Annotated in this window: 10 protein-coding genes; 4 read left to right on the top strand and 6 right to left on the bottom strand. The window is 71.2% G+C overall.

Annotated features, from left to right (window positions below; genetic code table 11):
• Positions 1-25 precede the first annotated feature (25 nt).
• Positions 26-1,333, bottom strand: coding sequence for an MFS transporter (locus tag HYQ63_RS01950; RefSeq protein ID WP_179932197.1), 1,308 nt, complete (start codon positions 1,331-1,333; stop codon positions 26-28).
• Positions 1,334-1,594: 261 nt separating this feature from the next.
• The gene (locus tag HYQ63_RS01945; RefSeq protein ID WP_257231537.1) at positions 1,595-2,374 is read right to left on the bottom strand and encodes an IclR family transcriptional regulator; all 780 of its coding nucleotides are present in this window, start codon (positions 2,372-2,374) and stop codon (positions 1,595-1,597) included.
• A 130-nt stretch (positions 2,375-2,504) separates the two neighbouring features.
• On the opposite strand from HYQ63_RS01945, the gene HYQ63_RS01940 reads away from it, so the two are divergent.
• The gene (locus tag HYQ63_RS01940) at positions 2,505-3,506 is read left to right on the top strand and encodes a D-glycerate dehydrogenase (protein WP_179932195.1); all 1,002 of its coding nucleotides are present in this window, start codon (positions 2,505-2,507) and stop codon (positions 3,504-3,506) included.
• A gap of 6 nt (positions 3,507-3,512) precedes the next feature.
• On the opposite strand, the gene HYQ63_RS01935 is transcribed toward HYQ63_RS01940, so the two are convergent.
• Both HYQ63_RS01935 and HYQ63_RS01930 read right to left on the bottom strand, forming a co-directional pair.
• Positions 3,513-4,427: a hypothetical protein gene (locus HYQ63_RS01935; RefSeq protein WP_179932194.1), complete on the bottom strand. Its 915-nt coding sequence runs from the start codon at positions 4,425-4,427 to the stop codon at positions 3,513-3,515.
• Positions 4,428-4,675: 248 nt separating this feature from the next.
• Complete coding sequence (locus HYQ63_RS01930) at positions 4,676-5,086, bottom strand: peptidase inhibitor family I36 protein (protein ID WP_179932193.1); 411 nt, start codon at positions 5,084-5,086, stop codon at positions 4,676-4,678.
• 345 nt (positions 5,087-5,431) lie between these two features.
• Between HYQ63_RS01930 and HYQ63_RS01925 the strand changes: the two genes are divergently transcribed.
• Complete coding sequence (locus tag HYQ63_RS01925; protein WP_179932192.1) at positions 5,432-9,109, top strand: helix-turn-helix domain-containing protein; 3,678 nt, start codon at positions 5,432-5,434, stop codon at positions 9,107-9,109.
• Between the two features lie 61 nt (positions 9,110-9,170).
• Here the strand turns inward: HYQ63_RS01925 and HYQ63_RS01920 are convergent, their stop codons facing one another.
• Positions 9,171-9,566, bottom strand: coding sequence for a hypothetical protein (locus HYQ63_RS01920; protein ID WP_179932191.1), 396 nt, complete (start codon positions 9,564-9,566; stop codon positions 9,171-9,173).
• Positions 9,567-9,876: 310 nt separating this feature from the next.
• Here HYQ63_RS01920 and HYQ63_RS01915 point away from each other — a divergent pair, with 310 nt between their 5' ends.
• On the top strand, positions 9,877-10,164 hold the full coding sequence (locus HYQ63_RS01915; RefSeq protein WP_123098588.1) for a YiaA/YiaB family inner membrane protein: 288 nt from the start codon (positions 9,877-9,879) through the stop codon (positions 10,162-10,164).
• Positions 10,165-10,236: 72 nt separating this feature from the next.
• Here the strand turns inward: HYQ63_RS01915 and HYQ63_RS01910 are convergent, their stop codons facing one another.
• Positions 10,237-11,148 carry a LysR family transcriptional regulator gene (locus tag HYQ63_RS01910; protein ID WP_179932190.1) on the bottom strand — a complete coding sequence of 304 codons (912 nt, stop codon included), beginning with the start codon at positions 11,146-11,148 and terminating at the stop codon, positions 10,237-10,239.
• Between the two features lie 247 nt (positions 11,149-11,395).
• Between HYQ63_RS01910 and aspA the strand changes: the two genes are divergently transcribed.
• Positions 11,396-12,796 carry an aspartate ammonia-lyase gene (gene aspA / locus HYQ63_RS01905; protein ID WP_179932189.1) on the top strand — a complete coding sequence of 467 codons (1,401 nt, stop codon included), beginning with the start codon at positions 11,396-11,398 and terminating at the stop codon, positions 12,794-12,796.
• The last annotated feature ends 20 nt before the right edge of the window (positions 12,797-12,816 follow it).

The following is a 12,816-nucleotide window of genomic DNA, read 5'->3' as shown; positions in this document are numbered from 1 at the left end:
TTCCAAACTGTGAGGGCGAGGGGGATCAGCTGTCGCGCAGCGGCTTTCCGGACGTCTCCTTGAGCGCCAGGGTGGTGACGAAGGTGATGAGCGCCGTGAGGACGACGGCGTAGCTGGGCACGCTCGTGTCGCCGGTCCGGTCGATCAGATACGTCATGAGCAGGGGAGCGGCGCCACCGAAGATGGCCGTGGTGATGCTGAAGCCGATGCTGTAGGCGCTGTACCGCACCCGGGTCGGGAACAGCTCGGTCAGGGCGACCTGGATGACGCCCGCGTGCCCGGCGAAGGCCACCGCCAGCGTGGCGGCGCCCAGAGTGGCCGCCGCCACGCTGCCGTGCGAGATGAGCTGGAAACAGGGGTGGCCGAGGACCGCCATGGCCAGCGACGAGCCCGCCAGCAGGGGCTTGCGGCCGAACCGGTCGGACAGCCGCGCCATGAGGGGGATGGTGACGCTGATGGCGAGCAGTCCCGCCGCGGTGACCAGGAGCGCGTTCGACGGGGTGAACTTCAGCTCCTGCGCCAGATACGTGGGCATGTAGACGAAGACGATGTAGTAGCCCGGCCCGTTGAGCGCCGGGAGCGCGATGGCGAGGCCGATGGCCTTGAGGTGCTCCCGGGAGGTCAGGGCCTCCTTGAGGGGGTTGCGCGCCACGTTCCGCGATTCGATGATCGCCTGGAACCTGGGGGTGTCCTCCAGCTTCGCGCGGATGTAGAAGCCCACGGCTCCCAGCGGAACGGCGATCAGGAACGGCACCCGCCAGGCCCAGCTGTTCATGGCGTCCTGGCCCACGGTGTCGATGAGGAGCCGGGAGATGAGCGAGCCCACGAGCAGCGCCACGAAGGAGCCGACGGGAAGCCAGCTCGTCGTATACCCGCGCCGCTTGTCCTCGGCGTGTTCCGCGACGAAGGACATGGCCCCGGCGACCTCTCCGCCCGCCGAGAACCCCTGGAGCATGCGCAGAAGAATCAGCAGGACGGGCGCCGCCCAGCCGATGGCCGCGTAGGTCGGCAGGACACCGATGGCGGCGGTCGCCCCGGAGATCAGCAGAATGAGCACGGCGAGCAGCCGCTTGCGGCCCATCCGGTCGCCCAAGTGGCCGCATATCGCCGCTCCGAACGGGCGGATGGCGAAGCTGACCGCGAATCCGGCGTAGGTCAGCAGCAGGGCGGAATCGGCGTCCCCGGGAAAGAACACGACGGAGACGGACCCGGCGAGGAGACCGTAGATGCCGTAGTCGTACCACTCGACGAACGAACCGATGGCACCGGCGGCGGTGGCGCGCCTGACGGTGGTCTGTTCGACCCCGGATGGGGCGGCGGTGGCAGTGGCCAAGTCTTTCTCCGATCACCTGATCGCCGATGACACCCGGCCCGTGCTTGGACGGCCCGACTGGAGCGAGAACGTGTTCTCAGATGAGAAGAGTTTCGCTATCACCTCAGGGGGCGTCAACCCCTCGGGCGAGGTTGATGCGAAGGAAACCGCTGCGTAACCGCGGTGCGCGGAGAGCGCGTGAGCTGACCCCAGTATCCACGGATATGTCGGCTCAATTCGGGCGCATATGGGCTACCGACGGCGCACCGTGTGTAGCCGAAATCAGCGCGCGGGCAGTCGGACGCCCAGCTCGGAGGCCGCCGACTGAAGCAGCGGCACCAGGGCGATCAGATCGTCCATGCTGCGGCGGAAGGCGGGCGCCGCCGTGGACAGGGCGGCGAAGACGCTTCCGTCGGGCCGCAGGACCGGGACGGCGACGGCGCGCAGGCCGCGGTGGTGTTCCTCGTCGGCCGTGGCGTAGCCACGCTCGGCGGCGCGGGTGACGGCCGCGCGCAGGGCGTCGCGGTCGGTGATGCTGTTCGGCCCGTGCGGGGTGAGGGCGACGCGCTCCAGGAGGTCGGTGCGTACGTCGTCGGGCGCGAAGGCCATGAGGACCTTGCCCATCGAGGTGCAGTGCAGCGGACCGTGGCGGCCGGGATCGCTGCGCACGCCGACCGGCTGGGGGCCGTCCACGTAGTGCACGTACAGGTGGCGTGTGCCGTCGAGGACGGACATGAGGGTGGCTTCCTCGGTCTGCCGCGTCACGCGCTGCATCACGGGGAGGGCGGTGCCCGCGAATCCGTACGCCTGCCCCGCCTGCTGGCCGAGCTGGAACAGCCGCAGCCCCGGCTTGTAGCGCTTTCCGGCAGCCTCGAACTCCACCAGGCCCTCCCGGCAGAGGGAGTTGACCAGCCGGTGCGAGGTGCTGACGGGGACACCGCTCTCGCGGGCCAGTGCCGACAGCGTGATGCCGTGCGGGTGCTCGCCGACCAGGACGAGCAGCCGGATCGCCCGGCCGAGGACATCGGCTGGGACATCGGCCGGGACATCGCTGGTGCTCACGCTGTGCAAATTACCACTCTACGGAATCGATTTTCATCCAGTGGTTGACATCCACCGGCCACGGTCCTGACGATGCTTTCCGTTGAGCAGATACCTTTTCCATTCAATGGAAAAAACCGAGGAGCGGCGTATGACCCAGCGAGTGCTCACCACCCGGCCCGCCCTGCCCGGCCAGGGCCTGGACCGGCTGGCGGCCCAGTCGGACCTGGTGCGCTGGGACGGCCACGGCAAGCCCGAACCGGCCGAACTGCACGCCCTCTCCGCCGGGGCGAGCGGCATCCTCTGCCTGGGCAACGACCGGGTGGACGCCGCCCTCCTCGACGCCGCCGGACCCTCGCTGAAGGTCGTCGGACTGGCCAGCATGGGATTCGACGGCGTGGACCGGGAGGCGGCGGCCGAGCGCGGAGTCGTGGTGACCCACACCCCCGGCGTCCTCGCCGAGACCACCGCCGACCTCACCTTCGGGCTCATCCTCATGGCCCGCCGCCGGCTCGGCGCCGCCCGTGACTCCCTCGCCGCCGGGCGGTGGGACCTGTTCCGGATGGACGACTACCTCGGCCTGGACATCCACGGCGCGACCCTCGGCCTGGTCGGCTTCGGCCAGATCGGGCGCGCGGTCGCACGCCGCGCCCAGGGCTTCGGCATGCGCGTACTGCACCACGACCCCTTCGCGCCCGACGACACCCAGGACCCGCCCTCCAAGGCCGTGGACCTGCCCACCCTCCTCGCCGAGGCCGACGTGGTCTCGCTGCACGTCCCCCTGACCCCGCAGACCCGCCACCTCATCGGCGCCGCCGAACTGGCCGCCATGAAGCACACCGCCACCCTGGTCAGCACCTCCCGCGGCGGCGTCATCGACGAGAACGCCCTGCTCCACGCCGTACGCGAGGGAGGCATCCACTCGGTCGGCCTGGACGTCTACGAACGCGAACCCATGGGCACCGACCTGTCCCCCCTGGTCGGCGAGCCGCGCGTGGCGACGCTCCCGCACATCGGCTCCGCCACCGAAGCCACCCGGGCCGCCATGGTCGACCTCGCCGTCGACAACATCCTCGAGGTGCTCGCGGGCCGCCCGGCCACCACACCCCTGCCCGGCAGCGCGGGCCTGCCCGGCGCCCCGGCCCGTCCCTGACCACCCTCACCGGCCACTTCCACGGCCGTACGCGCCCCGGCGGGCGAGAACCCGTTCGGCCGCGCGAAGCCAGTGCTGTTTGGCCGCCTTCAGCGCGCGGAAACTCCGGGCGTGAGCGCGGATGGTCTCCGTCTGGAGACGTGCCTCGGCGGTGCGCCAGATCTCGACGAGCCGGGTCCTGTCCTTGCACCGTACGTCGGCGACCGCGGTACGGATCTCCTCGGGCGACGGGCGGGACGACCTCGCCCAGGCCGGCTTGTCGGCGACGCTCAGAGGATCGGTGTGACGGAAGCCCTCCGCGCGCAGGCAGGCGCTCCACGCGCGCACGCCCCGGCGGACGGCCGCATCGCGCCGGGACCGCTCGAAGTCGCGCGTGACCAGCCGGTTGAACAGGGAATGATCGGACGTCGGCGCGCCGCGCAGCAGTTGCGCGTGCGCCGCGCTCCAACACCCTCCCGTGCCCTCCCTCCCGTACGCGGCCCGGCGCTGCCGGGACGTCAGACCGGCATCCCGTGACGTGCCCGCCGCCTCACGCCGCGCGGCGGTCGGCAGGGCGGGCGGCACGTGATACCCGAAGCGGCGGGCGACCTCGGCCTCGACCAGCCCGTAGCGGGAGCGGTTCGGCGGGGCCAGGTCCTTGCCGACCGCGCGGGGCAGCAGCTTCCAGCCCATGCCCCGGTCGCGCATGCAACGGCGCAGGAGGAGGTCTTCGGCCGACTCGATCGTGTGGATGTCCCGGTCGGACAACTCGTAGGCGTCGAAGGGTAGGACGAAGTTCCGGGCCTCGGCGCCGATGGACGGCACTGCCACTTCGCCCTGTGGCGGCTGCCGGGCCGGTGCCGTGGTGGCGCATCCCGTCGCGACGGTGCACAGCAGCAGGAGGCCCGCGCCCGAGCGGGCCGCGCTGGAACGGATGGTCATGGCCCCTCCTGTCTCCCTTCCGGTGTGCTCGTGCGGTGGGGGTGGCGCCCGCCGGTCGGCATGGGCGCCACCCCCACCCGGCGGACCTAGGGGGTGTCTTGCCGATCAGGCCGGGCTCCCGACGCCTGGCACGGCACCTCGCGGCCCCGCGCTCGTCGCGCGCAGCGCCGCTGCGCTCTCCTCACGCGGGTTGCGAGCTACCGCACCAGACGTCGCTCGCTGATCCGGCCTGATCGACAAGACACCCCCTAGCGGAAGATGACGCAGCTCAGCCGGTTGTCCTTGATCGCGTCGTTGCTCAGGTTCCGGTCATTGGTGCCCGGGTACGACGTCGTGTGCGCACCCGTGCACCGGTTCTGCCTGTTGCGGCCGTTCTGGTACATGTCCACGTACTTGCGCGTCTGGTTCTTCACCGAGCTGGTGCTGTTGTCGACACTCCCTCCCCTGTCCCAGTCGTTGTCCCGCAGGTACTTGTCGGTGCCCGTGACGTACGCCCAGCCGCCCTTGTAGTTGTCGTGCTGGTACATGTGGAAGCCACCGGCCTGGGAGCTGCCGGCCGCGGGCGCGGAGTCGGCGGCGGACGCCGCAGGCACCGCGGCAAGAGCGGTGCCGCCGACGAGCGCGACGGCTGCCAGAGCGGTGCGGATCGTGATCGACATGGTGATCTTTTCCCTTCGGTTCCGGCCCCCGGGCCGGTGCGGCGCGGGGGCGCAGTGGTCTTCGGTCCGGTGTGCCGCCCGGCAGGCTGTGCACCGGGCGACGCCTTACGTCACCGACTCTCCGCGGCGTCAACCTTGTTGCGCAGCCCCCGTCCGCGGCCCGCAACAATCACGTCGCCGCAGGTGAGGCAGCAAACGAGGGCGGCGCCCCGCCGTCGCGCCCGCCAACAGGGCCTCTTGCCCAGCCCTTTGGCCGCTCCGTAGCGTGAGAGGGGACGAGCTCTCACGGCGAGCGACGACGGGCGATGACGGGCGACGACGGGGGAGCGGGGAAAGGGGCTTCGAGTGGGCCGACCGGAAGCGCCGCTGGACCCGGGCGCCGGGCCCGTACAGCGGTTCGCGTTGGAGCTGCGCAAGCTGCGGCAGGAAGCCGACGTCACCTACCGCGTTCTGGCCCGGCGAACGCCGTACACGGTCTCCACCCTCTCCAGAGCCGCCTCCGGCGAGCAGCTGCCCTCACTTCAGGTCACCCTGGCCTACGTCGAGGGATGCGGAGGAGACCCGGAGGAATGGGAACGGCGCTGGAGGCAGACGGCCGAAGAAGCTGCCGCCGAGGCGGCCGAACACGACAACGCCGAGCCGCCCTACCAGGGCCTGGCCCGGTTCGAACTCCGCGATCAGGAGCGGTTCTTCGGCCGCGACGAGCTGATCGCCGATCTCCTCGAACTGACGCGCAAGCACCGTCTGACCGCCCTCGTCGGCGCCTCCGGCAGCGGAAAGTCCTCGCTGCTGCGCGCCGGGCTGATCCCCGCCCTCCAGAACGCCGCCCCACAGGACGAACGCCCCGCGGCCATCCGCATCTTCACCCCCGGCCCGCACCCCGCCCGCACCCACGCCGGACGGCTCACACCGAAGGACGCCGGCGGCGACACGGTGGTCGTCGTCGACCAGTTCGAGGAGACCTTCACGCTGTGCGCCGACACCGCGGAGCGGACGGCATTCACCGACCTGCTCAAGGCGGCGCGTGAACCCGGTAGCCGATTACGCGTGATCATCGCGGTGCGCGCCGACTTCCTCGGGCGGTGCGCCGAACACCGCGGGCTCACCGACGCGCTGCGGACCGCCACCCTGCTGGTCGGCCCGATGAGCCCGGCCGAGCTGCGCGAGGCGATCGTGAAACCGGCCGCTGCCGCGGGACTCATCGTGGAACGCGCCCTGACCGCCCGGCTCATCGAGGAGGTCACGGACGAGCCCGGGGGACTGCCCCTGCTGTCCCACGTACTGCTGGAGACATGGCGCCGCCGCCGCGGCCGCGCACTGACCGAGGCAGCCTACGAGGCGGCGGGCGGCCTGCACGGTGCCATCGCCCGCACCGCGGAGCACGCCTACGCCGAACTCACCCCCGAACGTGCCGAGATCGCCCGCCGCGTCCTGCTCAGGCTCATCACCCCAGGTGAAGGTGCCCAGGACACCCGCCGCCCTGTCGACCGGTCCGAACTGGACAGCACGGCCTCCCCCGAGGACCTCTCCATCGTCCTCGAGCAGCTGACCCGCGCCCGGCTGATCACCCTGGACGAGGACGCCGCCGATCTCGCACACGAGGCGCTGATCAGCGGCTGGCCGCGGCTGCGCGCCTGGGTCGAGGAGGACCGTGAGCGGCTGCGGGTCCACCGGCACCTGACCGAGGCCGCACAGGCATGGACGCAGCTCGACCGCGACTCCGGTGCCCTGTACCGGGGAACGCGGCTCGCGATACTCCGCGACTGGGCGTCCCGCGACGGCAGCCGCGACGAGCTGAACGCGGCTGAGCGCGCGTTCCTCGACGCGAGCGTCGACTTGGAGGACAGCGAGCGGGCCGCCGCCGTGCGGCGACACCGCCATCTGCGCCTCCTCGCCGCGGGCCTCGCGCTGCTGCTGCTCGTGGTCACCGGCGTCAGCGTGGTCGCCCTGCAACAGCGCCGGGACGCCCTGCGGGCCCACCGGGTCGCCGTATCACGGCAACTGGCGGCCGAGGCGCTCGGCCTCGCCGAATCCCGGCCCGCTGCGGCCATGCTGCTGAGCGTGGAGGCATTCCGTACCGCGCGGACGTTCGAAGCGCGCAGCGCCATGCTGACCATCTCGGCACGTCAGTACTACCGGGCCGAGCTGTCCGGCCACAACGACGCCGTCTCCGAGGCCGCCTTCGGCCCCGATGGAACGCTCGCCACCGTCAGCCGCGACCGCACGCTGATGCTGTGGGACACGGGCGCACGACGGCGGCTGGCCACCCTGACCGGACACTCCACCTGGCTGCGCGCGGTGGCCTACAGCCCGGACGGCCGCACGCTCGCAACGGGAGGCAACGACGGGAAGCTGGTGCTCTGGGACGCTGCGACGCGGCGGCCATCGGCGGCCCTGACCGGCCACAAGGGGCAGATCAAGAGCATCGCCTTCAGCCCGGACAGCCGGACCGCGGCCACCGCGGGTGCCGATCACTCCGTCAGACTCTGGGACACCGGGCGCCACGCCCGGCGGCTCACCCTCTCCGGCCACACCGGCATCGTCTGGGCGGTCGCCTTCAGCCCGGACGGCCGTACGCTCGCCACCGCGGGCGCTGACCACCGGGTGATGCTGTGGAACACCGCCACGGGAAAGCGGATCGCCACCCTCACCGGCCACACCCGGTCCGTCGACGCCGTCGCCTTCAGCCCGGACGGCCGTACGCTCGCCACAGCGAGCGACGACTGGACCGCGAGGCTGTGGGACGTCCGGCGCCACACCCGCGTCGCCACCCTGCGCGGACACAGCGGCGAGGTCAGAGCGGTGGCCTTCAGCCCCGACGGGCGCACCCTCGCCACCGGAGGGCACGACAAGTCGGTCATGCTGTGGGACTCCGGCAGCGCCACCCGCCTGACCACGCTGACCGGGCAGACCACCAACGTCTACACGCTCGCCTTCAGCCCACGGGACTCCCTCCTCGCGTCCGCGGGCGAGGACGGCAAGGTCGTGCTCTGGGACACGGCCCGGATTCCCCTCTCCGGCCACCGCGACCGGATCAACGACGTCGCCTTCGGCCCGGACGGCCGCACGCTCGCCACGGCCGGCGGTGACGACGTCGTGCTCTGGGACAGTAGGCGCCGCACCCGCCGCGCCACGTTCACCAGCGGATCCGGTTCCGTACACGCCGTGGCGTTCGCCCCCGACGGACGCACGCTCGCCACCGTGAGCGGTACCGACGGGCGGCCCGCGAGCGCCCGCAACCACGTCCTGACCTTCTGGAACGGTGCGGGCCACGGCCCGCCCGTCAGGCGTACCGGGCATGCCGGTCGCGTCATGGACGTCGCGTACAGCCCGGACGGGCGCCTCGTCGCGACGGGCGGCGCGGACAAGAAGGTCATCCTGTGGGACGCCGCCCGCCGCACCCGGCTGGCCTCCCTGACCGCGGCGTCCGGAGAAGCCGAAACCGCCGTCAACGGCGTGGCCTTCAGCCCCGACGGCCGATTCCTCGCCACCGCCAACCAGGACCGCAAAGCGACGCTCTGGGACGTGGCGAGACGGACCAGGCTGGCCACCCTGTCAGGGCATACGGGACAGCTCAGATCCGTGGCCTTCAGCCCGGACGGCCGCATGCTGGCGACCGCCGGAATCGATCAGAAGGTGATGCTGTGGGACGTCGCCAAGCGCACCCGCGTGGCCACCCTCGCCGACAGCACCGGTCCCGCGTTCGCGCTGGCGTTCAGCAGGGACGGCCGCATGCTCGCCACAGCCAACTCGAACAAGTCGGTGATGCTGTGGGACATCGCCCGGCGCAGCCCGCTGGCCCTGCTGACCGGGCACACCAAGCAGGTCAGGTCGCTCGCCTTCGGCCCCGACGGCCGCACGCTGGCCACCGGAGGCGACGACCAGTCCGTCATGCTGTGGAACGCCGACCCCCGGCACACCTCGGCGCAGCTGTGCCGCACGGCCGGCCGCAACCTCACGCCACAGGAGTGGCGGCAGCTGATCCCCGGCACCGCATACCGCACGACGTGCCCCGCGGTCTGACCGCGGGGCACACCGCCGGGGCCACGCCCCACGGTCGCGCACGACCGGGCGGGCGGACCGGTCAGCAGCGGATGTCGACGATCTGGATCTTCTGGCCGTCCCGCACCTTGTGCCAGCCGGGCCCCACCGTCCTCATCCCCAGCGAACGCTTGGCCTTGCACCCGGGGCCGACCCAGTACCCGTCGACGTCCTTCACGCCCACGTGGTGCCCGTTCTGACCGGGCTTGAGGGTGCGCCACGTCGAGGAGTTGCTGTGCTTCCCCCAGTCATTGGTGATCATAAGCGTGTACCGGTTGTCGCGGTTGTAGACGTTTCCGCAGATATGGCCGCCGATGGAACAGTTGCCCAGGGGGCGGACCTCCGTGGTCGTCTGCTCCGCGCCGGTGCCCCCACCGGCTGCCGTGTGTGCCGCAGCCGCCCCCGGGAGCGCGACGGCGGCCCCTGCCGCCAGGGCCACGATGACTGAGTACCTCGATCGCACGGCTTCCCTCCACTGATCGCGAGTTGCTGGGTTCGTCCTGCCGTTCTCCGCCGCAGGGCGCGTGTCGGGCCCTCCCCCGTTCCGATCCGCAATCCGGGCCCGCGTTCTTCGAGGCTGGCGCCCACCTGTGTTGTTGCGCAGCCCATTTCGCCGCGCGAAACAATGGACCGGAGGGAAGGGGGGAGGGCGAGACCCGGCGAGGGCACCGTGGCGCGCGCCCGATCTGAGTACGTACCTGAGTATCCGGGCGGATGTGGGGCCGACGGCGGCCGCCGATTCTTTGCCCATGAGTGAGACACCGGTCAAGCAGCAGAGCACGACCGCGTTCTACGGTCAGGCGGTCGCCTCCTTTTCCATCGCCATGGCGGCCACCGCCATCGGCATCTTCCGGTTGAACGCCGACGCCTGGGTACGAGGCTTCCTGGCCATCGCCGTGCTCTACCTGGTGACCTCCGCGTTCACCCTGGCCAAGGTGATCCGGGACCGGCAGGAGGCCGGGCAGCTCGTCAGCCGGGTCGACCAGGCGCGGGTGGAGAAGCTCCTCGCCGAGCACGACCCCTTCGAAAAGCTGTGAGCACTTCCCCCCTCTCAGACCGGCAGCACCGCACGCACGCTTCCAGGACCCGGCGGCCGTCGCCCCCGCAGGTCAGGAGCTGAGGCCGGCCGCCTGGTCGCCCAGCCCGCGCAGCGCCAGCTGGAGCAGCGGGTGGCCCTCGCTGCCGCGCCGGACGGCCGTGAACACCCGCCGCGTCGGACGGGAGCCGCTGACCGGACGTACGACGGCGCCGCCGAAAGCGATGCCGTGCAGCGCCGAACGGGGCACCATCGCCACCCCGGCGCCGGCGGAGACCAGTGCGCACACCGCCCGGGAGTCATCGGCCAGGCACTCCGCCCGGGGCTGGAAACCCACCTCCTCGCAGGCGCGCAGGACCACGTCATGCACCGGGTTGCCGGGCCACGGCGTGACCCACGGATCCGCGCTCAGGTCGGTCAGGGCCAGTTCCGGGGCGGAGGCCAGCGGATGGTCGGCCGGCAGGACGACATCGAACGGTTCGGCGTACAACGGCTTACGGAGCAGCTGCTCGCCGTTCTGGCCGGGGGTGTCCCGGTGCTCCACCGCCAGGGCGATGTCGACCGCGCCGTCGATGAGGAGCCGACGGCTCGCGTGCCCCTCGGCGTCCTTCACGCGGATTCGCACCTGCGGAGCGCGTTTCCGCAGCGCCGCCACCGTCGGGGCCACCACTTCGGTGATCGCACTCGCGAACGCGGCGATGGTCACCTCACCCGCCAGACCCGCCGAGCTGGCGGCCATGTCGGCCTCCGCCTGCTCCAGCTGCGCGGCGATCCTTGCCGCATGGTCGGCGAGCACGGCGCCCGTGGGCGTGAGCCGGACGGTGCGGCCGCGCCGCTCCAGCAGCGCGTGCCCGACCTCCGCCTCGAGCGCCGCGAGCTGCTGCGAAGCCGCTGATGGGGACAGGTAGAGGGCCTGGGCGGCGGCGGTGACGGTGCCGTGCTCGGCCAGGGCGCGCAGCACCCGGAGTCTCCGTGGATCGATCACATGAGGCAGTTCACCAGACGGGACGGCTCCTGTGAAGCAGAGCTTCACAGGCAACCTGGGAAATTGCCGATGGACTTCACAGGATCGGCTCTCCAAAGTGGTCTTCCATGAACGCAACGGCAAGGACCGCCGTTGGCCCCGGGCTCCGAGCCGGCTGGCGTCCCCGCGCCCGCAGGGGTCCCGTGCTCGTGTGATGCCCTCCTTCGTCCGAATCCCCACCACCCCTTCCCAAGGAACTGATGTGTCCATGACTGCCGGTCATCGCCGTGAACACGATCTGCTCGGCGACCGGGAGGTGCCCGCCGACGCGTACTGGGGCATCCACACCCTGCGCGCTTCGGAGAACTTCCCCATCACCGGTACGGCGATCTCCGCATACCCGCACCTGACCAACGCCCTCGCCGCGGTCAAGGAGGCCGCGGCACGGGCCAATGAGGATCTCGGACTGCTGGCTCCGGAGAAGGCCGACGCCATCGCCGCCGCGTGCCGGGAGATCCGGGACGGCCGACTGCACGATCAGTTCGTCGTCGACGTGATCCAGGGCGGTGCCGGGACCTCGACCAACATGAACGCCAACGAGGTGATCGCCAACCGGGCGCTGGAGATCCTGGGCCATGAAAAGGGCGACTACTCCCGCCTGCACCCCAACGAGGACGTCAACCTCAGCCAGTCAACGAACGACGTCTACCCGACCGCCGTCAAGGTCGCCACGATCATCGCCGTACGGGAGCTCCTCGACGCGATGACCGTCCTGCGCCTGGCCTTCGCCGCCAAGGCCGAGGAGTTCCGCGACATCCTGAAGATGGGCCGCACCCAGCTCCAGGACGCGGTGCCGATGACGCTGGGTCAGGAATTCTCCTCGTACGCAGTGATGCTGGAGGAAGACCAGAGCCGGCTGCTGGAGGCCTCCGGCCTCGTACACGAGATCAACCTTGGCGCCACCGCGATCGGCACCGGCCTCAACGCCCCGAGGGGCTACGCGGAGGCCGCCCGCGGCCACTTGGAGGACATCACCGGGCTGCCGCTGATCACCGCCGCCAATCTGGTCGAGGCCACCCAGGACTGTGGGGCGTTCGTCCATCTGTCGGGTGTCCTGAAGCGCATCGCGGTCAAGCTGTCCAAGAGCTGCAACGACCTGCGGCTGCTCTCCTCGGGCCCGCGTGCCGGGCTGAATGAGATCAACTTGCCGCCGGTGCAGGCGGGTTCGAGCATCATGCCCGGCAAGGTCAACCCGGTGATCCCCGAGGTCGTCAACCAGGTGGCCTTCGAGGTGATCGGCAACGACGTGGCCATCACGATGGCCGCCGAGGCCGGGCAGCTTCAGCTGAACGCCTTCGAGCCGATCATCCTGCACTCCCTCTCGGAGAGCGTCACCCACCTTCGGGCCGCCTGTCTCACCCTCGCCACCCGCTGCGTCTCCGGCATCACCGCCAACACCGAGACCCTGCGCGCGAGCGTGGCGAACTCGATCGGGCTCGTCACCGCCCTCAACCCGCACATCGGCTACACCGCCGCCACCGGCATCGCCAAGGAGGCCCTCGCCACCGGCCGCGGCGTCGCCGAACTCGTCCTGGAGAAGGGCCTGCTGCCCGCCGACCGGCTCGCGACCCTGCTGCGTCCGGAGCACATCGCCGGGACGACGGCCTGATGCCGCCTGCGCACCGAAAT

It is taken from the genome of Streptomyces sp. Rer75 (assembly GCF_013414305.1).
GTDB lineage: Bacteria > Actinomycetota > Actinomycetes > Streptomycetales > Streptomycetaceae > Streptomyces > Streptomyces himastatinicus.
The sequence above is the reverse complement of the archived record's forward strand: the minus strand, read 5'-3'. Positions and strand labels throughout refer to the sequence as shown.